The organism is Actinoplanes regularis, assembly GCF_900188005.1.
Classification (GTDB): Bacteria; Actinomycetota; Actinomycetes; order Mycobacteriales; family Micromonosporaceae; genus Actinoplanes; species Actinoplanes regularis.
Genome location: NZ_FZNR01000034.1, coordinates 43,051 through 65,634, shown reverse-complemented (window position 1 = coordinate 65,634; position 22,584 = coordinate 43,051). Strand labels below are relative to the sequence as shown.

12 protein-coding genes are annotated in these 22,584 nt (G+C 72.3%); 1 reads left to right on the top strand and 11 read right to left on the bottom strand.

The genetic code is table 11. The features are described 5' to 3' along the window. The 9 genes from CHC09_RS42370 to CHC09_RS42330 all read right to left on the bottom strand — a co-directional run. A partial coding sequence (locus tag CHC09_RS42370; protein WP_143232899.1) for a type I polyketide synthase occupies window positions 1-9,086 on the bottom strand: 9,086 nt, incomplete at its 3' end. Window positions 9,087-9,303: 217 nt separating this feature from the next. Beyond that, the gene (locus tag CHC09_RS42365) at window positions 9,304-10,815 is read right to left on the bottom strand and encodes an acyl-CoA carboxylase subunit beta (protein ID WP_089298929.1); all 1,512 of its coding nucleotides are present in this window, start codon (window positions 10,813-10,815) and stop codon (window positions 9,304-9,306) included. Between the two features lie 312 nt (window positions 10,816-11,127). Continuing rightward, window positions 11,128-12,909, bottom strand: coding sequence for an acetyl/propionyl/methylcrotonyl-CoA carboxylase subunit alpha (locus CHC09_RS42360; protein WP_089298924.1), 1,782 nt, complete (start codon window positions 12,907-12,909; stop codon window positions 11,128-11,130). Between the two features lie 61 nt (window positions 12,910-12,970). Continuing rightward, window positions 12,971-13,183 (bottom strand): acyl-CoA carboxylase epsilon subunit, encoded by a 213-nt coding sequence (locus CHC09_RS42355; RefSeq protein WP_089298923.1) that lies wholly within the window; start codon window positions 13,181-13,183, stop codon window positions 12,971-12,973. A 252-nt stretch (window positions 13,184-13,435) separates the two neighbouring features. Next, window positions 13,436-14,872 (bottom strand): APC family permease, encoded by a 1,437-nt coding sequence (locus CHC09_RS42350; RefSeq protein WP_143232898.1) that lies wholly within the window; start codon window positions 14,870-14,872, stop codon window positions 13,436-13,438. 282 nt (window positions 14,873-15,154) lie between these two features. After that, a complete protein-coding gene (locus CHC09_RS42345; protein WP_089298921.1) occupies window positions 15,155-16,075 on the bottom strand; it encodes a zinc-binding dehydrogenase in 921 nt (306 codons plus the stop codon). A gap of 43 nt (window positions 16,076-16,118) precedes the next feature. Next, a complete protein-coding gene (locus tag CHC09_RS42340) occupies window positions 16,119-16,946 on the bottom strand; it encodes an NmrA family NAD(P)-binding protein (protein ID WP_089298920.1) in 828 nt (275 codons plus the stop codon). 60 nt (window positions 16,947-17,006) lie between these two features. Further along, window positions 17,007-18,515 (bottom strand): FAD-binding oxidoreductase, encoded by a 1,509-nt coding sequence (locus CHC09_RS42335; RefSeq protein ID WP_089298919.1) that lies wholly within the window; start codon window positions 18,513-18,515, stop codon window positions 17,007-17,009. Window positions 18,516-18,789: 274 nt separating this feature from the next. Then, on the bottom strand, window positions 18,790-19,875 hold the full coding sequence (locus CHC09_RS42330) for an alkene reductase (protein ID WP_089298928.1): 1,086 nt from the start codon (window positions 19,873-19,875) through the stop codon (window positions 18,790-18,792). A 140-nt stretch (window positions 19,876-20,015) separates the two neighbouring features. Here CHC09_RS42330 and CHC09_RS42325 point away from each other — a divergent pair, with 140 nt between their 5' ends. After that, entirely contained in the window at window positions 20,016-20,441 is a 426-nt protein-coding gene (locus CHC09_RS42325) for a MarR family winged helix-turn-helix transcriptional regulator (protein ID WP_089298927.1), read from the top strand. 57 nt (window positions 20,442-20,498) lie between these two features. Here CHC09_RS42325 and CHC09_RS42320 read toward each other — a convergent pair whose 3' ends face one another. Then, window positions 20,499-21,023, bottom strand: a complete 525-nt coding sequence (locus CHC09_RS42320) for an ester cyclase (RefSeq protein WP_089298918.1) — start codon at window positions 21,021-21,023, stop codon at window positions 20,499-20,501. A 34-nt stretch (window positions 21,024-21,057) separates the two neighbouring features. Then, window positions 21,058-22,566, bottom strand: coding sequence for an FAD-binding oxidoreductase (locus CHC09_RS42315; protein ID WP_179277525.1), 1,509 nt, complete (start codon window positions 22,564-22,566; stop codon window positions 21,058-21,060). Window positions 22,567-22,584 lie beyond the last annotated feature (18 nt).

The following is a 22,584-nucleotide window of genomic DNA, read 5'->3' as shown; positions in this document are numbered from 1 at the left end:
GCGTCGACGTCAGACACGTCCAGGCCGGCCGCCGACAGCGCCTGCCGGATCACGCGCTGCTGCGAGGGCCCGTTCGGAGCGGTGAGCCCGTTGGAGGCACCGTCCTGGTTGACGGCCGAACCCCGTACCACCGCAAGGATCTTGTGATTGTTGCGCTGCGCGTCCGAGAGCCGCTCCACCAGCAGCAGGCCCACACCCTCGGACCAACCCGTACCGTCCGCGGCCGCCGCGAACGACTTGCACCGCCCGTCCACCGACAACCCCCGCTGCCGGGAGAACTCGACGAACGTGTTGGGGCTGGACATGACGGTCACGCCGCCGGCGAGGACGAGGTCGCACTCGCCGGCACGCAGCGCGTTCGCCGCCAGGTGCAGGGCGACCAGCGACGACGAGCAGGCGGTGTCGACGGTGACGGCCGGGCCCTCCAGGCCGTACGTGTAGGCGAGCCGACCGGAGATGACGCTGGAGGTGTTGCCGGCGAGCAGGAAGCCCTCGTACTCGTCCGGCACCCGGTCGAGACGGGAGGCGTAGTCGTCGTACATGACACCGACGAAGACGCCGGTGTTGCTGCCGCGGACCGTCGCCGGGTCGATCGACGCGCTCTCGAACGTCTCCCACGCGGTCTCCAGCAGCAGCCGCTGCTGCGGATCCGTGGCGGTCGCCTCCCGCGGTGACATGCCGAAGAACTCCCGGTCGAAGAGATCGGCGTCGTGCAGGAAACCACCTTCCCGGCTGTACGAGGTACCGATGTGCTCCGGATCCGGGTCGTAGAGCCGCTCCAGATCCCAGCCCCGGTTCGCCGGAAAACCGCTCACCGCGTCGGTGCCGGACGCCACCAGATCCCACAACTGCTCCGGCGACGACACACCACCCGGGAAACGGCAGGCCATGCCCACGATCGCGATCGGCTCGTCGGCGGACCCGGCGGTGCGCACGGCCGTGACCGTCCGCTGCTCGCCGGAGACGCGTTCGGTGAGGTAGCGCGCCAGGGCAGCCGGCGACGGATGGTCGAACACCAACGTGGCGGGCAGCCGGAGCCCGGTGGCCGTGGCGAGCCGGTTGCGCAGTTCGACCGCGGACAGCGAGTCGAAGCCGGCGTCCCGGAACGCGCGGTCGGCGTCGACACCGGCGGTGGTGGCGTGCCCGAGCACGATCGCGGCGACGGTACGGACCAGTTCGAGCACGGCGGCATACCGGTCCTCGGACGGCAGCGCGCCGATCCCGGCCGCCCAGTCCGAGGCCGGCGCCGCCGCCTCGGCGGCCCGGCGCGGGCGGGCGCGCACCAGCGCCCGCAGCGGTGCCGGCGGATGCTCCGCGCCGTCGAGGCGTGCCGGGTCGAGGATGACCGGCACCGCCAGCGGCCGGGCGCCGGCGAGCGCCGCGTCGAACAGGGCGAGGCCGTGCTCCGGCCGCAGCGGTGTCACGCCGGCCCGCGACCATCGGGCCAGGTCACCGGCGGAGAGGGTGGCGCCCATGCCGTGGCTGGAGTCCCACAGTCCCCACGCCACGGAGGTCGCGGGCAGTCCGTCACCGGCGCGGGCCGCGGCCAGGGCGTCGAGGAAGGTGTTGGCGGCGGCGTAGTTGGCCTGGCCGGCCGTGCCGAGGACGCCGGACACCGAGGAGAACAGCACGAACGCGCGCAACGGCAGGTGCCGGGTGAGTTCGTGCAGGTGCCAGGCGGCGTCCACCTTCGGCGTCAGGACCCGGGCGAGCTGGTCGGCGGTCAGCGCGCCGACCGTGGCGTCGTCGAGCACCCCGGCGGTGTGCACGACAGCCGTCAGCGGGTGCTCGGCCGGGACCCTCCGCAGCAGTCCGGCCAGCGCCTCCCGGTCGGCGGCGTCGGCCGCCGCCACGGTGACCCGGGCGCCGTGGCCGGCGAGCTCGGCGACCAGTTCGCCGGCGCCGGGGGTGTCCGGTCCGCGGCGACTGCTGAGCAGCAGGTGCCGGACCCCGTGGTGGGTGACCAGGTGCCGGGCGACGAGGGCGCCGAGACCGCCGGTGCCGCCGGTGACCAGGACGGTGCCGTCCGGGTCGAGGACCGTGCCGTCGGACGCGCCGGCTCGTTGCCGGGTCAGGCGCGGCGCGAGGAACCGTCCCTCGCGGACCGCCAGCTGGGGTTCGCCGGTGGCCACCGCCGCCCGCAGCACGTCCGTCGCGATCCCGTCGTCGTCGACGTCGACGAGCACCACCCGGCCGGGATGTTCCGACTGGACGACCCGCAGCAGGCCCCAGATCGGCGCCTGGGCGAATCCGGTGACGGGGCCGCCGTCGCCGGTGTCCACGGCTCGGGTGGTGGTGACGACGAGGCGGGTGGCCGGGTTGTCGCCGGCGAGCCATTCCTGGACGAGCCGCAGCGTGCGCTGAGCGTGTTCGTGGGCGGCCGCCGGGACGTCCCCGGTCACGGCCGAGGTACGGGTCACGAGCAGGTCCGCGTCCGGTTCCGGCTCAGCCGGCGGCACCGGGGTCCAGTCCAGGGCGTACATCCCGTCGCGGTGCGCCGGGGCCGCCGCAAGCTGTTGCCGGGTCACCGGCCGCAGGGCCAGCGACTCGACGGCGGCGACCGGGTTCCCGGAACGGTCGGTCAGCGTCACCGAGACGGTGTCGGCGCCGGCCGGCGTGATCCGGGCACGCAGGGCACCGGCCCCGACGGCGAACAACTCGATCCCGCTCCAGGCGAACGGCAGCCGGATCTCGTCGGCGTCGCTGCGCTCGGCGGCGTCGAGGACGACACCGTGCAGGACCGCGTCGAGCAGGGCGGGGTGCAGCCCGAACTGGCCGGCGGATTCGCGCGTTCCGGCAGGCAGCTCGACCTCGGCGAGCAGGTCGCCGTCGTGCCGCCAGGCCGCGGTGAGCCCGCGGAAGGTGTCACCGTATCCGTAGCCGAGCTCGCCGAGCCGGTCGTAGACCCCGGTCAGTGATACCGGTTCGGCGCCGGCCGGGGGCCACGGCGTATCCGTGACCGGCGGGTGGTTGGTGGCGGCCGTCAGGGTGCCGGTCGCGTGCCGGGTCCAGCCGGCGTCCGGAACGTCCAGCCGGGAGTGCACGGTGAACGGGCGGGCCCCACCGCCGTCAGGCGCCGTCACCGTCACCTGGACCCGGATCGCCGTGTCCGCCGGCAGCGTCAGCGGCGCCTCCAGGGTCAGCTCCTCCACCCGGGGCCCGCCGACCCGGTCACCGGCGGCGAGCGCGAGCTCCAGCAGGGCGGTGGCGGGCAGCAGCACCCGGCCGTCGATGGCGTGGTCGGCGAGCCACGGGTGGCTGCGGGCCGACAACCGGCCGGTGAGGACGGTCTCGTCGCGGTCGGCGAGGGTGACGGCGGTGCCGAGCAGCGGGTGCCGCGCGGGATCCAGGCCGAGGCTGCCGGCGTCGGTGCGGCCCTGCGGCAGCAACCAGAAGTGCTGCCGCTGGAAGGCGTAGGTGGGCAGCTCCACGGTGGCGGCGTCCGGGAAGAACACGGTCAGGTCCAGCGGAGCGCCGCCGGTGTGTGCCTGTGCCAACGCGGTGACCAGGGTGTCCGCCTCCGGGCGGCCGGCCCGCAGCAGCCCGGCGACGGTCACCGCCTGCCCGTCGAGGGCGTCGCGGGTCAGCGGGGTGAGCACACTGTCCGGTCCGAGCTCGACCGCGACGGTGGTACCGGCGTCGCGCAGCGCGAGGACCGCGTCGTGGAACCGGACCGTGCCGCGCAGTTGCCGCACCCAGTAGTCCGCGGAGGTGATCTCCGCCGCGGCGATCACCGACCCGGTGAGGGTGGAGATCAGCGGTACGGCCGGAGCCTGGAACCGTACGGACTCGGCGACCGCCCGGAACTCGTCGAGGACCGGATCCATCCGGTGCGAGTGGAAGGCGTGGCTGACCTGGAGCCGGTGGGTGCGCCGGCCCTCGTCACGCCAGCGCCGGGCCAGCCGTTCGACCGGCTCCTCGTCGCCCGAGATCACCACCGACGCCGCGCCGTTGACGGCGGCGATCGACACCCGGTCCTCGACGCCGGAGAGCGCGGCGGTCACCTCGGCCTCGGTGGCCTGCACCGCGATCATCGCGCCGCCGGCCGGGGCGGCCTGCATGAGGCGGCCCCGCGCGGCGACGAGGGCGGCGGCGTCGGGCAGGGAGAGGACCCCGGCGGCGTACGCGGCCGCCAGTTCACCGATCGAGTGACCGGCCACCAGGTCGGGTGCCAGGCCGTGGTGCGCGAGCAGCCGGAACAGCGCCACCTCGACGGCGAAGAGGGCGGGCTGGGCGTATCCGGTGCGGTGCAGCAGGTCCGCCTCGGCGCTGCCGTCCGCGGCGAACATCAGCTCCCGCAGCGGCCGGTCCAGGTGCGCGTCCAGGGCGGCGGTCACCTCGTCGAGGGCCGCGGCGAACACCGGGAACGCCTCGTACAGCTCCCGGCCCATACCGGCACGCTGCGCGCCCTGCCCGGTGAAGAGGAACGCGGTACGCCCGGTGCGCGTGGCGTCACCGAGCACGGTGCCCGGCGCGGTGGTGCCGTCCGCCAGCGCGGCCAGGCCGGTGAGCAGGTCGCCGATGTCCCGGCCGACGACCGCGGCCCGGCGCTCCAGCAGTGCCCGGGTGGTGACCAGGGACCGGCCCACGTCGGCAGGCCGCAGCACCGGCCGTGCGGTCAGCGACTCATGCAGCCGGCGCGCCTGCTCCCGCAGCGCGGCGTCGTCGCGGGCGGAGAGCAGCCACGGCACCGGGCCGCCGGTGTCCGGCACGACCGCCGCCGACTCGTCCACAGCCGTCTCACCCTGCTCGATGATCAGGTGGGCGTTGGTGCCGCTGATCCCGAACGACGACACCGCCGCCCGGCGGGGACGGTCCCGATCCGGCCACGACCGGTTCTCGGTGACCAGGGCCGCCGCGCCGCCGGACCAGTCGACGTGCGGCGTCGGCTCGGTGGCGTGCAGGGTGGCCGGCACCAGGCCGTGCCGCATCGCCTGCACCATCTTGATCACCCCGGCCACGCCCGCGGCGGCCTGGGCGTGCCCGATGTTCGACTTGAGGGAGCCGAGCAGGACGGGATCGTCGCCGTCGCGGTCCTGACCGTAGGTGGCCAGGACGGCTTCGGCCTCGATCGGATCACCGAGGGTGGTGCCGGTGCCGTGTGCCTCGACCACGTCGACGTCGGCGGCGCCGAGCCGGGCGCCGGCCAGCGCCTGCCGGATCACCCGCTGCTGCGACGGGCCGTTCGGGGCGGTCAGCCCGTTGGAGGCGCCGTCCTGGTTGATCGCCGAGCCGCGGATGACGGCCAGGACCCGGTGTCCGTTACGGTGGGCGTCGGAGAGCCGCTCCAGCACGAGCAGCCCCGCGCCCTCGGACCAGCCGGTGCCGTCGGCGGCCGCGGAGAACGGCTTGCACCGCCCGTCCGGGGCCAGGCCGCGCTGACGCGAGAACTCGACGAACATGCCGGGCGTGGCCATCACGGTGACGCCGCCGGCGATCGCGAGGGTGCTCTCGCCCTGCCGCAGCGACTGCGCCGCCAGGTGCAGCGCGACGAGCGACGACGAGCAGGCGGTGTCCACGGTGACGGCCGGGCCGACCAGACCGAGCTGGTAGGCGATGCGGCCGGACATGACGCTGGAGGTGCTACCGGTCAGCAGATGCCCCTCGACGCTCTCCGGGGCGTCGTGCATGCGTGGGCCGTACTCCAAATTGGTGGCGCCCACGAAGACGCCGGTGCGCGTGCCGGCCAGGTTGTCCGGCCGCAGGCCGGCGCGTTCCACCGCCTCCCAGGCGACCTCGAGCAGCAGCCGCTGCTGCGGGTCCATGGCCAGGGCCTCGCGCGGCGAGATGCCGAAGAATCCGGCGTCGAAGCGGCCGGCGTCGTGCAGGAAGCCGCCGTGCCGTACGTAGCTCTTGCCGGAGCGGCCCGGGTCGGCGTCGTGCAGGGTGTCGTCCCAGCCCCGGTCGGTGGGGAACGGCGTGATGGCGTCGGTGCCGTCGGCGACCAGCCGCCACAGGTCCTCGGGCGACATGACGTCGCCGGGATAGCGGCAGGCCATGCCGACGATGGCGATGGGTTCACCGTCGACGGCCGGCGTGGTGGCGGTCTCCGCCGGCTGATCCGGTGCGCCGTCGACAAGGGAGAGCAGGTGGACGGCGAGCGCCGTGGGCGTCGGGTGGTCGAACAGCAGCCCGCTCGCCAGCCGCCGGCCGGTCGCCGCGGCGAGCCGGTTGCGCAGCTCCACCGCCATGAGGGAGTCGAAGCCGAGGTCGCGGAAGGGAACGGCGAGTTCGACCGGACGGTGCGCCGGATACTCCAGCACGGCGGCCACGTGCTCGGCGACGAACTCGGTGACGGTACGGCTCCGGCCCTCGGCGGGCACGCCCGTGAGCCGGTCGGCAAGCTCGGTCCGGGCGCTGTCCGGCACCGGCTCGTCGAGCACCGGGCGGGGCTCGGCGCGGTGCTCCGGGCGGAGCGGCCGGACAGTGCTGTCGAACCAGTAGTGCTCGCGCTGGAAGGCGTAGGCCGGCAGGTCCACGAGGCGGGCACCGCTGCCGGTGTAGAGGGCGCTCCAGTCGGCGGGGACCCCGCGCACGAAGACGGCGGCGGCCGCGGCCAGGATCGTCTCGGCCTCCGGGCGGCCCGATCGCAGCGCGGCGACCGTGACAACCCGCTCCGGCTCGGGCACGCAGTCGGCCACCAGGCCGGCCAGCACCGCGCCCGGTCCCACCTCCAGGAACGTGGCGATCCCCTGGCCGGCGAGCGCGGCGACGGCGTCGTCGAACCGGACCGGTTCGCGCACCTGCTCCACCCAGTACCGCGGGTCGGACCACTCGACGCTGATCGCGGCGCCGGTCACCGACGAGACCGCCGGCAGCTCCGCCGGGCCCAGCCGCAGACTCTCGACGATGTCATGGAACTCGTCGAGCATCGGCTCCATCAGCGGCGAGTGGAAGGCGTGCGAGACGGTGAGCCGCCGGACCTTCCAGCCGCGTGCCCCGGCGGCGGCGATCACAGCGGCCACCGCGGACTCGGCGCCGGAGACCACCACCTGCGCCGGGCCGTTGACCGCGCCCAGCGCGACCGGGCCGTCGACGCCCTCGAGCAGTGGCGTCACCTCGTGCTCGGACGCCTGGATCGACGCCATCGCGCCGCCGGCGGGCAGGGCGCCCATCAGGGCGCCGCGGGCCACGACGAGCCGGACCGCGTCGGCCGTCGACAGCACCCCGGCGACGTGGGCGGCCGCGATCTCACCGATGGAATGCCCGGCGACCACGTCCGGGCGTACGCCCCAGGACGCCAGCAGCCGCGCGATCGCCACCTCGACGGTGAACGTCGCGATCTGGGTATAGGCGGTGTGATCCAGCAGCGCGGCGTCGGCCGAGCCGGGCTCGGCGAACAGGATCGGGCGCAGCGGCCGGTCCAGCAGCGGGTCCGCCAGCTCGCAGATCTCGTCGACCGCGGCGGCGAACCGCGGGAACCGCTGGTACAGGTCGTATCCGGCCCGCGGGCGCTGGGCGCCCTGGCCGGTGAAGAGGAACGCCACCCGGCCGCTGTCGGCGGTGGCCGCCCCGGTGACCAGGCCGGCGGCGGCTCGCCCGTCGGCGAGCGCCGCCAGCCCGGCGGTCACGGCGTCCGTGTCGGTGGCGGTGAGCACCGCCCGGTGCTCGAAGACCGACCGGCTCAGCAGCGACCAACCGGCATCCAGGACGGACGGTCCGCCGGCGGTGGAGACGTGCGTGAGCAACCTCCGAGCCTGCCCGCGCAGGGCCGCCGCGCTGCGCGCGGAGAGGGTCAGGGGCAACACGACAGGATCGGCCGTACGGCCGTCGTCCGCACCGGGAGCATGCCGGTGGTGCCCGGCGACCGGGGTCTCGGCGAGCACCACGTGACAGTTGGTGCCGCCCATGCCGAAGGAGCTGACCCCGGCGACCAGCGGGCCGTCGGCGCCGGGCCAGTCGGTGAGCCGCTCCTGCACCCGCAGGTTGAGCTCGTCGAGGGGGATCCGCGGGTTGGCGGACTCGAAGTTGAGGCTGGCGGGCAGCTGCCGGTGCGTCATGCACAACAGCGTCTTGACCAGGCCGGCCAGGCCGGCGGCGCCTTCCAGGTGCCCGATGTTGGTCTTGACCGACCCGACCGGCAATGGGTCACCGGGGCGGCGGGCCGAGCCGAGTACGGCGCCGAGGGCCGCGGCCTCGATCGGGTCCCCGACCGGGGTGCCGGTGCCGTGCAGCTCGACGTACCGTACGTCGCCGGGGTCGACGCCGCTGCGCCGGTACGCCTCCCGCAGCACCCGTTCCTGCGCGTCCTGGCTGGGCACGGTCAGTCCGGCGGTGGCGCCGTCGTTGTTGACCGCGCTGCCCCGGATGACCCCGTGGATACGGTCGCCGTCGGCGAGCGCCCGCTCCAGCGGCTTGAGCACGACGACGGCGCCGCCCTCGCCGCGGACGTAACCGTCGGCGCGGGCGTCGAAGGTGTGGCAGCGGCCGGTCGGCGAGAGCCCGCCGAAGCGTTCCGCGCTGAGCGCGCCCTCGGCGAGCAGGTTCAGGTTCACGCCGGCGACGATCGCCGCGGTGGCCTCGCCGGAGCGCAGCGCCTCGGCCGCGAGGTGCACGGCGACCAGTGACGACGACTGGGCAGTGTCGACGGTGAGGCTGGCGCCGTGCAGTCCGAGCACGTAGGACACCCGGTTGGCGATGATGCCGCGGTGCGTGCCGACCGACGAGTGCTGGGTGATCGCCGCCGGGCCCTGCTGGTGGAGCAGTCCCGCGTAGTCGTCGCGCAGCGTGCCGACGAACACGGCCGTCGAGGTGCCGCGCAGCGTGCCGGCCTCGATGCCGGCGTTCTCCAGCGCTTCCCAGGTCAGTTCGAGCACGAGCCGCTGCTGCGGGTCCATCATGACGGCTTCGCGGGGCGAGATTCCGAAGAACGCGGCGTCGAAGTCGCCGACGGCGTCGAGGAACGCGCCGGACCGGGTGCCGGGTGCGATGCCGGGTCCGGCGGGCACGTGGTCGTGCCGCTGCGGCGGGGCTTCGGTGACGGCACTGGTGCCGGTGCGCAGCAGCTCCCAGAAGGCGTCGAGGTCGTGGGCCATCGGCAGCCGGCAGGACATCCCGACAACCGCGATCGCGTGCTCACTCGTCATCGCGTTGGACTGCCTCTCTTCGTGCTCTCCTCGCGGAAAATCCGCATCGAACCGCGATCTGTTCTATCAGCGAGGCGGTCAATGAAAGGTATTCAGCGAATCAGGGCGGCCGATGGACGCCCGATTACCTGCCATGGACAGAGACGATTACCGTACGAAGAAAGGGGCCCCGTCCATCCCGGACAGGACCCCTTTCTCCCGGGGTGACGTCAGCGGCTCACAGCGGCACGTTGCCGTGCTTGCGCTGCGGCAGCGTCCTGCGCTTGTCCCGCAGCGACAGCAGCGCGCGGGCCAGCACGGCCCTGGTCTGCGCCGGATCGATCACGTCGTCGACCAGCCCGCGCTCCGCGGCGTAATACGGGTGCATCAATTCGTCGCGGTACTCGGCGACGAGTTCCGCCCGCAGCGCCTGCGGATCGGCGGCCGCCGCCACACGCTTGCGGTGAATGATGTTCACGGCACCTTCGGCGCCCATCACCGCGATTTCATTGGTCGGCCACGCGAACGAAAGGTCGGTGCCGATCGAGCGGGAATCCATGACGATGTACGCGCCGCCGTACGCCTTGCGCAGGGTGACCTGCACCCGCGGCACCGTCGCCTCACAGTACGCGTAGAGCAGCTTCGCCCCGTGCCGGATCGCGCCACCGTGCTCCTGATCGGTGCCGGGCAGGAACCCGGGCACGTCGACCAGCGTGACCAGCGGGATGCCGAAGGCGTCGCACAGTCGCACGAACCGGGCCGCCTTCTGCGAGGCCGCGGAGTCGAGCACCCCGGCGAAGGCGATCGGCTGGTTGCCGACGACACCCACGACCTCACCGTCGATGCGGGCCAGCGCGCAGATGACGTTCGCCGCCCAGCCCGCGTGCAACTCGAGGAACTCGGCGTCGTCGACGACCTCGGCGATGACGTCGCGCATGTCGTACGGCTTGTTCGACTCCGCCGGCACGATGTCGGCCAGCAGCGGCCGGTCATCGGTGGTGGCTCCGCACGGCCCGGACGACGGCGGCGGCTGGAGGTTGTTGCGCGGCAGCAACGAGACCAGGTATCGCACGTCGGCCAGACAGCTCTCCTCGTCGTCGTGGATGAAGGTGGCCACCCCGGAACGCTGGCCGTGCACGTCGGCGCCGCCCAGCTCGTCGTGGCTGACCTGCTCGCCGGTGACCGATGCGACGACCTCGGGGCCGGTCAGGTACATCTTGGCCACGTCGCGGACCATGAAGGTGAAGTCGGCCAGCGCCGGTGAGTACGCCGCGCCGCCGGCACACGGACCCAGCACGACGCTGATCTGCGGGATCACCCCGGACGACTCGACCTGCCGGCGGAAGATGCCGCCGTAACCGTTGAGGGCCATCACGCCCTCCTGGATCCGGGCGCCGCCACTGTCGTTCAGGCCGATGATCGGCGAGCCGGTGCTCAGCGCCAGATCCATCACTTTGTGGATCTTGGAGGCGTGTGCCTCACCGAGGGAGCCGCCGGAGATGGTGAAGTCCTGGGCGTACACGTACACCTGGCGGCCGTCGATGGTGCCGGACCCGGCGACGACACCGTCGGTGTGCGGGCCGCCCGGCCGCCGGCGGTACATGTCCACCTCGAGGAACGAGTCCTCGTCGAGGAGCAGTTCGAGGCGCTCCCGGGCGGTGCGCTTGCCGAGCGCCCGCTGCCGGGCGGCGCCCGCCTCGCCGACGATGCCGGCACGCAGTTCGTGTCGCTGTTCGCGTAGCCGCGCCATCGTCGGCGGCTCGGCGACGGCAGTCGTAGGGTCCGTCCGTTCGCTCATCTGCAACCCTTTTCTCTCGAGGAGCCCCGGTGGGTCACTGCCCGGCAGGGCGCGGCGCCGGCGGGAAGTCGCGTCGAAGAACACCAGGCCGGCCCGGCCGAAACGCTACCGACGGCCGGCCCATCGCGACGTAATCAGCAGGCCACACCCGGCGAGGACGCCTGATGACCCGTCCATGACCCGCGACCGCTCACGGCGGCGACGACGGAGAACCCCGGCGGCCGGTGAGGGGGTGCCCGGCCGCCGGGGAGCTGATCGCCGGACTCAGGCCGACTCCGAGATCTCGCAGAGCACGGAACCCGGAGCGATCGACGAGCCCACGGTCAGCTCCAGCCGTCCGACCACACCGTCGCGGTGCGCGGTGATCGGCTGTTCCATCTTCATCGCCTCGAGCACCGCGATGAGGTCGCCCTGCGCCACCCGGTCGCCGTCGCCGACCGCCACCTTGATCACGGTGCCCTGCATGGGCGACACGACCGCCGCGCCGTCCGCCACCGCGGGCCGGCCGCCGTCGCGGCGCGACCGCCGGGCCGGGGCCCGGTGACGCGCGGCCGGCGCCACCGGGCCCGCCGGCTCACCGGCCAGGTCATCGGGGAGGGACACGGTCACGCGCCGGCCGTTCACCTCGACCACGACGTCACGCCGCGCGGGCGCCGCGTCGGTCTCCGCAATGGGCAGCGCCTGGGGTGCGAGATCACCGGCGAACTCGGTCTCGATCCACCGGGTGTGCACGGTGAACGGCGTGCCCGCCACGGGCGGCGCGAACGCCGGATCGGTCACCACCGCGCGATGGAACGGCAGGACCGTCGGCAGGCCCTCCACCTCGAACTCGGCCAGCGCCCGCGCGGCCCGCTGCAACGCCTCGGTACGGTCGCGGCCGGTGACGATCAGCTTCGCCAGCAACGAGTCCCAGGCGGCACCGATGACCGTGCCCGACTCCACGCCCGCGTCGACGCGCACACCCGGGCCCGACGCCGGCCGGAAGCGGGTCACCACCCCGGGGGCAGGCAGGAAGTTGCGGCCGGGATCCTCGCCGTTGATCCGGAACTCGATCGAGTGGCCGCGCGGCACCGGGTCGCCGTAGTCGAGCGCTTCCCCGTCGGCGATCCGGAACATCTCCCGGACCAGGTCCAGCCCGGTGATCTCCTCGGTGACCGGGTGCTCCACCTGCAGCCGCGTGTTGACCTCCAGGAAGGAGATGGTGCCGTCGGCGCCGACGAGGAACTCGCAGGTGCCGGCGCCCACATAGCCGGCCTCTCGCAGGATCGCCTTGGAGGCCCGGTTCAGCTCGGCCTCCTGCGCCTCGGTGAGGAACGGCGCGGGCGCCTCCTCGACCAGTTTCTGGTGCCGCCGCTGCAGGGAGCAGTCCCGCGTCGAGACGACCACCACGTTGCCGTGGCGGTCCGCCAGGCACTGCGTCTCGACGTGGCGGGGCCGGTCCAGGTAGCGCTCGACGAAGCACTCTCCCCGCCCGAAGGCCGCTTGCGACTCCCGCACCGCCGACTCGAAGCACTCGCTGATCTCGTCCAGCGTCCGGGCCACCTTCAGCCCGCGACCACCGCCGCCGAACGCCGCCTTGATCGCCACCGGCAGACCGTGCTCGAGGGCGAAGGCGGTCACCTCCTCGGCACCCGCGACCGGGCCGGGCGTGCCGGGCACCAGCGGCGCCCCGGCGCGCCGGGCGATGGCGCGGGCCGCGACCTTGTCGCCGAGGTCCCGGATGGCCTGGGGCGGCGGGCCGATCCAGGTCAGCCCGGCTTCGGCGACCCGCTCGGCGAAGCCGGCGTTCTCGGCCAGGAACCCGTATCCGGGATGCACGGCGTCCGCCCCGGTCGCCGCGGCGGCCCGCAGGATGCGGTCGGCGTCGAGGTAGCTCGTCGCCGGGGTCGTGCCGCCGAGGGCGTACGCCTCGTCGGCCAGCCGCACGTGCGGAGCGTCCCGGTCCGGGTCGGCGTAGACAGCTACGGACTCCAGGCCCGCGTCCCGGCAGGCACGGGCCACCCGTACCGCGATCTCGCCCCGATTGGCGATCAGCACCTTGCGCACTTCGTCGTTCCTCCTCCGTCGGAGCCCGCCCGGACCGGTGACACCGGTCCGGCCTGTGATGTCAGTGCCAGCCGCGGCCGCACCGGCACCGGAACCGGCCACCCGTCGCCGGCCCCCGCCAGGAACAGCGGCTCGCCGGCCGGACCGCGGGCGCCTGACCCTTCCGGCCGGCCGTGGCCAGCAGGGTCACCGTCACCGCGGCGATCTCCTCGTCGCTCAGCGCGCCCGCGCCGAGGCGCAGGACCACGTCGTCGGAGGACTGGGGCATGGACATCGGTACTCCAGCGGGTTCGAGTGAGGTTCGGTCGGACGTGCGGCCGGCCGCCTCCGGTTCTATCCGCCGGGTGGCATCACCACGGTCACCGCGGGTAACGCGACGGTCTTCCACCGGCCACAGGAACCGGGCGGGAACGGCCGTTCCGGTGCTTACCGGCCGATGGTCGCCGGGTAATCGGCGGTAATCGCCGGCCCGGTAACCGGCATCGCGTGGTGCGCGGCCGGGAATGGTCGCGCACCACGGGGCGGTTCAGCGGTGTTCGGCGGTGGTGGTCTCCGACGGCGTGGCGGCCGGGTCCGACGACCGGCTCGCCCGGCGGACGAGCAGCAGTCCGATCACCACGATGGCCACCAGGGCCAGGGACACGTAGGACATCGCGTCGACCGGCGCCGGCGGACGGTTGACCAGCCCGTTGACGTACAGCCAGAGCATCGCCACGGCACCGAGCAACGCCGCCGCGATCGGCAGCGGGCGCGCGGCGCGTTCCCGGACCAGCAGGACCACGTGGGCGGCGCAGATCAGCACGTACGGCGCGACCCAGAGGTAGACGATCAGGGTCGCGACAGCCGAGTAGATCTCCAGCAGCGAGCCGGGAAAGAGCGTCACCAGGGCGACCAGCGTGACCAGCCCGACCCCGCCGAGGACGGTGACCGCGGTCGACGGGCCGTTGAAGCGGGGGTGCGTCCGGCCCAGCCACCGGGGCAGCAGACCCTCCTCGGCGATGGTGGCCACGAAGCGGGCCCCGAAGTTGACGAAGCCGATCAGCCCGGCGAACGTGGCGACGGCCAGCACCAGATCGGTGGCGGTGGCGAACGTCTGGCCGAGCCCGGAGTGACGGGCCAGCGCCGCGGCCGGCGACGCGCCGGTCGCGAGATCGTCGGCCGCGGCGATCAGCCCGGGGACCTGCAGCACGGTGGCGGCCAGGTAGACCACGCCCAGCACGATCGGGATGCCCAGGACCGCGACGGGCACGCTGCGGCGCGGATCCCTGGTCTCCAGTGCCAGCGCCGCGCAGCTCTCGAAACCGACCAGGAACGTGGTGCCGGCGGCGACCCCGGAGAAGATCCCGGCCGCGGAGAAGCCGCCGGCGAACGAGAGCTGGTCACCCAGGTGCAGACCGGTGTTCACGGCGCTGGCCACCACGACCACGACCACGACCGGGATGGAGACCACCATCAGGATCACTGCGGTACGGGCCGACAGGTCGATGCCCCGGCGGGCGCAGAGGACGGCGATCAGGACGGCCGCGGTGTAGACGGCGATCTGCACGCCGACGCCGAGACCGCCCGCGACGCCGATGGAGAGCAGGAAACTACCGACGTACACCCCGATCACCATCGTCAGGCCGGCGACCATGCAGGCGTAGCCCAGCAGCAGCGAGGCGGCGGTCACCATCCGCGCCCACGGGCCGAACACCGTGGAGACGTAGGAGTAGAGCGCACCGGTCGCCACGTGCCGCCGCGCGAAGGCGATGACGGAGAACCCGACGGCGACGGTGACGAGCGCGGAGATCAGCGCGGCGAGCCAGCTGCCGGTGCCGGCGGAGCCGAGCAGCAGCGCCGGTACGGCCGCGATCCCCACCGCCGGAATCATGCTCGCGGCCGCCAGGCCGACGATCTGCGGCTGGGACAGGTACGACCGGCTTCCCTCGGCCACCTGGGCCGGTTCTCTAGCAGGGTGGGACACGACAATCAGCTCCTCATTGCTCACGTCATGCCGCACGACACGATGCCGATGCTCGCGTGCGCACCGGTCCGGCCCGTGCGTCGACCGTCGAAAGGTCGCCCGAAACTAGCGAGGGCTGGACCACCACCCGCCCATTCTTCGGTAACACGGCATAACCGCAGGTCAAGCCCGCGGTCACGAGCACCGGACCGCCCGGTCCGCCGAATGCGGAACGGCAGCTCGGGCACGGGATTCATCGATCCCGTGCCCGAGCTGCCGGATGCTGAGCCTGTCGCCGCTCCCCTACGCGGCCTGGACGTCGAGGACGGCCTTCCCGGCGACCTGCCGGCTCATCAGCCGCGCGACAGCCGCTTCGTAGGACCGCCAGTCGCCCCGCCAGCCGATGGGAATCTCCAGCCGTCCCTGTTCGGCCAGGCGGACGAGGTACCGCAGGTCACCGCCGAGCGGCACGGTGATGTTGAACGTCTCGATCCGCCCGCGATCGTGGCCGATCCGAGCCTCCTCGAAGTCGATCGTGGTCGGCTCCTTGGAAGCCATGCCCACCGCCGCGATGACGCCGCCGGACGAGAGCCGCTGATACGCGTCCGCGAGCTGCTGTCCGCCGACGTTGTCCACGACACCGTCGACCCGTCCCGTCATCGTCCTCGGGCCGATGACGACCTCCGCCGCACCGAGTTCGAGCAGGCCCTTGCCCCGTTCGGCCGAGCCGACGGACGCGACGACCTCCGCCCCGGCCAGATTCGCGAGCTGCACAGCGAACCTGCCGACGCCGCCGGACGCCCCGGTGACCAGCACACGTTTGCCGAGCAGGGAGCCGAGCCGCTGGACGGCCTGCAGCGCGGTGACGCCGGCGACCGGCAGCGCCGCCGCGGCGCCGAGGTCCACATCGTCCGGTACGACCGCGAGCTCGCTGGTGTCGACCGCGCGCAGCTCCGCCCACGCACCCGACCAGCCGAAGGTGACCACGCGCGTCCCGGCCGCCGGGCCCGAGCCGTCGGCGGCCGGTGCGACCACGACGCCCGCCGCGTCCCACCCGGGGATCGTGCCGTCCGGCAGGTCCGGCGTCCGGAAGGCGACCTCCCCGAAGTTGAAGGAGAACGCGACGACCCGGATGAGCGCCTGCGAGAGGCCGGGCGTCGGGTCCGGCACGCTGGCCAGGCGCAGCATGTGCTGGCCGGCCCGGTGGTGAACCAGTGCTTTCATCGTGAATCCGATCTGCGTGTTTGCCGGGTCCGTCGGGTACCGCTCAGGCGCGCCACAGGGCGGCGTGCTCGGCGATGAAGTCCTTGACCGTCCGCGGCGACCTCCCCGCGACCCGCTCGACGGCGTCGCTGACCTCGGCGAACGTCCCGTCGTGCACGCGGCCGAACATGTCGCCGACGACATCGGCGAGCCACCGCGGTGCCCCGGCGAGGGACCCCTCCAGCGGCGGGACCACGGCGGTGACCTTGGCACCGATCGTGGCGGAGATCTCCGCCGCGATGTCGGCGGTGGTGACCGCCTCCGGGCCGGTCACCGTGTACGTCTTGCCATGGTGGGTGGCCGGGTCCACGATCGCTTGCACGGCGACGGCCGCGATGTCGCGGGTGTCCACCCAGGCGATCGGCGCGCCGCCGGTGGAGAGGGTGATCGTCCGGTCGCGGCGGATCGTGTCGAGGAAGTAGCGGGGATCGGTCAGCACCTGCTGGAACCACGACGGCCGCAGGATCGTCCAGCGGCTCGCGTTGCGGGTGACGGCGGCTTCGACCCGCTGCACCCAGCCGTCGGCCGCGACCTTCTCCGCGCCCTGCTCGGAGACGAGGACGATGTGCGCGCCCGGTGCGGCGGCGATGAGCCGCGTGACCAGCTCCGGGGAGTCCTCGACGTCCGGCCGCCCGAGGTAGATCGCATGCGCCCCGTCCACCGCCTTCGGCCAGGTCGACCGGTCCCGCCAGTCGAAGGCGACCGTTGTCGGCTTCAGCGGGCTCCGCGAGGATCCACCGCGGACCTCGATGTCGCCAAGTGCGGCGAGTTGCGCCACCACTTCGCGGCCGGTCTTGCCACGGGCTCCGGTGACGAAGACGGTTCGGGTCATATGATCGATCCTTCTCGGGCGATGGGGCTGATGGATCACTCGGCTACCGCGGTGGCTCGGTCAGCCGAGTCGCTCAGGCGTCGGGCGGATGGACAGCGCGTGACTGAACTCGCCACGCGGATCCCACCGCTCCTTGACCGCCTGCAGGCGGGAGTAGTTGTTCTTGAAGTACAGCTCGTGCCAGGGGACACCGGAATCGTTCAGCGCGGGATCGGCGACGTCGGCGTCGGCGTAGTTGATGAAACAGCCGTCCGTGACGGCATTGGAGCTCGGCACACCGCCGGACGCGGCATAGACGTCGGCATAGCACTCCCGGATCCACCGGTCGTGACGGTCGTCCTCGGTCTTGTCGGTCCACAGTGTGACGTAGAGCAGCTTCAGCACCGAGTCGCGCTGGGCGACCGCCGTCGCCTCCGGGTCGACCGTGTTGATCCGGCCGCCGTAGGAGACCAGCGCGACCATCGAGAACGGATTGTCGTAGTCGTCCCGCGTCAGCTGCCGGTAGAGGGCGGCGAGCTGATCCGCCGGCATCGCCTTCCGCATGTACGCGGACTTCGCCTTCCAGCGGGGCAGCGACGGCTCGACGAACCCGAACCATTCCCGCACGACATAGAACCAGGGCAGGACACTGCGGTCGTTGACCGAGTAGTCGACGCCGGTGCCCTCGTTGACCGCCGCGAGGAACCGGTCGAGCCGGCCCTGCGCGTCGGGCACGCTCGCGTCGATCTGCGTGCTCATCCGGAACATCCCGGCGGCCTTGTGCTGCGTCTTGAGCTGGCTGTAAAGGCCCGTCCAGGGGGAGTCCGGCGCGGAGTTGGCCTCGTGCCACGCGCTGAAGTTGCGCACCAGACGGGTGAAGCTCTCCTCGGTCAGATCCGACCACGACCACGCGATGTCGGAGACGAGAACCTCCGCGGGCGCGGCCGGCAGCTGATCGGCCGGCTCCGCCGACGCGGAGTCCGGGGAACGCAGCCAGTACGTGGTGATCACGCCGAAGTTGCCGCCGCCGGCGCCGGTGTGCGCCCACCACAGTTCGCGATGCGGATCATCGGGTTCGCTCGTGGCCACGACCGTGCGGCACCGCCCGTTCTCGTCGACGACGACGATCTCGACGGCGTACAGGTAGTCCACGGTGAGCCCGTGCAGGCGCGAGAGCGCGCCGTAACCGCCGCCGACGATGTGGCCGCCCGCGCCGACCGTGGGGCACGTTCCGCCGGGAATCGTGACGCCCCACCCCCGGTACAACGTCTCGTAGACGTGTCCCAGCATCGCGCCCGGCTCGACCGCGAACGCCCGGCGCTCCTCGTCGTAGTAGACCGCGTTCAGCCCCGCGAGGTTGATCACGACCTGGACGTCGGTGGATGTCGTGAAGTTCTCGTCACAGTGCCCGCCGCTGCGCACAGTGACCTTCAGGCCCTGGTCGACGGCGTCCTGCACGGCTTCCGCGACCTCGGCCGCGGACGAGACGAGCCGCACGTACTCGGGAGCGCCGACCCAACGGGTGTTCGCACCACTGATCAGCCCCGGGTAGCGGGCATCGTCTTTCCGGATCGTCGCTTCACCGGCCACGTCGACCGGTGAGCTTTCGTACTTGTTCGTCCATTACGCCAAGATCTCCTGCTGGATAGTCGGACAAGTAGCGGTCACGTTGCTGTGGGCCGCGGAGGCGCGGGTTCGGGGGGGGTGGCAACCCGATCGCCTCCGCGAGGTGGTCCTGCTGCGGCGGCGATCGGGTTTGGGGGGTGGCAACCCGATGCCTCCGCGGGGCTGGTTCTTCCGCGGGACCGAGGCTTGTTCAGGACGGCTGAGACTTCCGGCCTGGACAAGCCTCGGTTCGTCTTGGTTACTTGCCGGCGTTCTCCAGCGTCGGGTAGTCGGTGTACCCGGTGTGGTCGCCGCCGTAGAACGTCGCCTGGTCCGGGGTGTTGTACGGGCCGCCGGCCTTGATGCGCACATCGAGGTCGGGGTTGGCCAGCCAGAGCACCGCCAGCGACACCGCGTCCGCGATACCGGCGTCCAGCGTCTCGTGCGCCACGTCGGCGGTGGCCGGGAAGACCGCCATGGTCTCGTGCGGGTTGAGGATGAGCGTGCCGGACCAGGCGTCCCGGAGCGCCTTGGTGATGTCGCGGGTGCCCATCTCGATCACGTGCAGGTAGGCGATGCCGAGCGGCGCGAGCTGGTTGAGCAGCGCGGTGTAGAGCGGAACCGGGTCGGCTTCGACCATGCTGTTGTACGGGCTGCCGGGCGAAACCCGGAGGCCGACGCGGTCGGCACCGACGGCCTCGACGACCGCGCGCACGACCTCGACGCCGAAGCGGACGCGGTTGGCGATCGAGCCGCCGTACTGGTCGGTGCGCAGGTTGGTGTTGTCGGCGAGGAACTGGTGCACCAGGAAGCCGTTGCCGCCGTGCACCTCGACCCCGTCGAAGCCGGCCTCGATGGCGTTCCGGGCGGCCTGCGCGAACTCCTCGACGATACCGGCGATCTCCGCGGTGGTCGCCTCCCGCGGCGTCGGGTGGTCCAGCGGGCCCTGGAAGCTGATCATCTGCTCGCCGGAGGCCACCGCGGAGGGCGCGATCGGCAGCTCACCGTTCGGGTACAGCGAGGGGTGGCCGATCCGGCCGCAGTGGGTGATCTGCGCGAAGATGCGGCCACCCTGGTCGTGCACCGCGTCGGTGACGGTGCGCCAGGCCGCGATCTGCTCGGCGCTGTGCAGGCCGGGCGTCAGGATGTAGCCCTGGCCCTGCACGCTCGGCTGGATGCTCTCGGAGATGATCAGGCCGGCGCCGGCGCGCTGGGCGTAGTACTCGGCGGTCAGCGGGGTGACGACGCCGTCCGGGGTCGCCCTGTTCCGCGTCATGGGGGCCATCACCAGGCGGGACGGCAGCTGCAGCTTGCCCACCGTTACCGGGTTGAACAGGGTGCTCACGAGTTTCTCCTCACGGCTGCGGGACATGCCTCAACGCGAATTACTTGATTGGATCACGCATATCCTAGACACGACTGCTTGAGCGAATCAAGCACTTGCCGATTCTTTATCGAATCAAGTGCGTGGACTACACTCTGTTCATGGCAGTGCCCTCTGTACCCGCGACCGCCGCGACCCTCCTCGAGCAGGCGATGTTCGCGTTCGTCGACGCCTACAACCAGGCTTGGGAGGCCGCCGCGAGCGAGCACGGCCTCAGCACCGCGCACGCCTGCGTGCTGGGCCGGGTCGAGACCCGCCGCAGCATGGGCGAGCTCGCCGAGGAGCTGCGCTGCGACGCCTCCAACATCACCCAGATCGTCGCCCGCCTCGAAGCCCGCGAGCTGGTCCACCGCGAGCCCAACCCGGAGGACAGGCGCTCCCGGCAGATCGTGCGCACACCGAGCGGCGACGAACTCTACGGCGAGTTCGAGCAGTCCTTCGAGTTTCCGAGGGCGGCCGCGGCGAGCCTCACCGACGCGGAGCGCGAGCAGCTCACAGCGTTGCTGCAGAAGGCGATGGGGGCCTGACGCGGCGATGACCGGGCCCGTGGATCCGGCCCGGTCATCAACCCCGTACTCCGGCTGTTACTCCCCCAGCAACCCGAGCTGCGTACCCATCTCCAGGTTGTCGTAGCGGATCAGCCACGTGGCGATCTTGCCGTCGGCGAACTCGTAGATGTCGAAGCCCTCGAGGTCGAATCCCTTGCCTGTGGCCTTGACCGGCGGGGCCGGGTTCTCCGGCGGCCAGCCCGAGATGTCACCGGTGAGAGTCGCGGTGCCACGCCACCGAATCGCGAGGCTGTTGCCGTCCAGCGCGACGTACGGCGCACCGACCTCGGCGAAGCGCATGTCCGGGAACGCGGTGTAGGTGATCTCGGCGAAGCGGCGGAACTCGGCCTTGCCGCGGGTGAAGCGGCCCTGCATCGCCGGGTCCTCGACGTAGATGTCGTCGGTGCAGAGCTCGAGCTGCGCGTCGATGTTCTGCTCGTTGACCGCCGTGAACCAGCGGGTCATGAATCCGTCGAGATCGGCCGGCAGGGATCCGCCGAGCTGGGCTCGCACCTTGCCGTAGGTATCGCCGAGGTGATCGATGTGTTCAGCGGTCGACATGGGGCTCCTTAAGGGTGAAATGTCCGGTGGTGGGTCAGGCCGGCTGGCGTACGGCGAGCGCGTGCGTGAACGCGTCCCGCGGGTCCCACTTCGCCTTGATCTGCTGCAGCCTCGGGTACGCGCCGCCGAAGTACAGCTCGTGCCAGGCGGTACCCGACGTGTTCAGCGCCGCGTCGGCCAGGTCGGCATCGATGTAGTTGATGACCGCACCGTCGCCGGTGCCGCGCAGGTCCGGCACACCTCCCGTCGACGCGTAGACGTCGGCGTACCAGCGGCGCAGCCACGCCAGGTGCGCCGCGTCGCCGGCCTCGTCGGCCCACATCGTCAGATAGAGCAACCTCATGATCGAGTCGCGCTGCGGAGTCGCCGTCGCCGTCGCCTCGACCTCGTTGACGGCCCCGCCGTACCCGCCGATCTCCACCATGGTCGCCGGGTTGTCGAAGTCCGGGTCGGACAGGTGGCGGTAGATCGCCCGCAACTGCTCGCCGGAGAAGGCCGTGCGCTGGTACGCCGACTTCGCCTTGAACCGGCCCTTACCTTCCCAGCCGTCGCCGCCGAGACCTCGCCAGGCGGTCACGTGCCCGATCCAGCCGACCGTCGTGCGCTCCTCCCGGTAGGTCAGGCCGGTGCCCTCGTTCACCGCGGCGATGAACTCGTCGAGCCGCCGCTGGGCGCCCGGCGTCGCCGCGTCGAGCTCCGTCGACATCAGGAACTCCCCCGCCGACACGTGCCGCGGCTTGAGCGCGCTGAAGATGTTGACCGACGGCGACGCGGGGGTGCTGTTGGCCGCGTGCCATGCGCTGAAGTTCGCCAGCAGGCGGGTGAACTGCTCCTCGGTCAGCCCGTCCCACGACCACGCGACCTCCGAGACGATCAGTTCCCGCGGCGGGGCGGGCAGCTGCGCGGCCGGCTCGTCGCCCTCGGCGTTCGGCGACCGCAGCCAGAACTTCGTCACCAGCCCGAACGTTCCGCCGCCGCCACCGGTGTGGGCCCACCAGAGATCGCGGTTCGCGTCGTCCGCGCTCCGGCCGGCGACGACCTTGCGCGCGCGGCCGTCGCTGTCGACAACGACCACCTCGACGGCCTCCAGGTAGTCGACGAGCTGGCCGAGCTGCCGGGCCAGCGGCCCGTACCCGGCGCTGGTCATCTGCCCGGCCAGCGCCACCGGCGGCCCCGCACCCGCGGGAACCGTCACCTGCCAGCCCTCGTAGAGCTTCTCGTACAGCTCCACGGTCGAGATGCCCGATCCGACGGCGAACGCGGACCGCTCCGGGTCGAACTCGACCGACCTCAGCCGCGAGGTGCTGATGACCGCCCTGATCTGCTGGTTGGTGAGCAGATCCTCGTAGCACGCGCCGCTGCTGTGGATCGCGAACCGATCCCCGTTGTCGATCACGTGCTGGACAGCGTCGACGGCTTCGTCCTCGGTGACCGGCAGCAGGATGTAATCCGGCGTGCCGACCCACCTGCCGTTGAAACTCGCGGTCAGTGTTGCGTAGGTTTCGTCGCCGGGCTTGACGACCGCGACATGGGAACTGTGCATGCAATCCTCGCCTGTGAT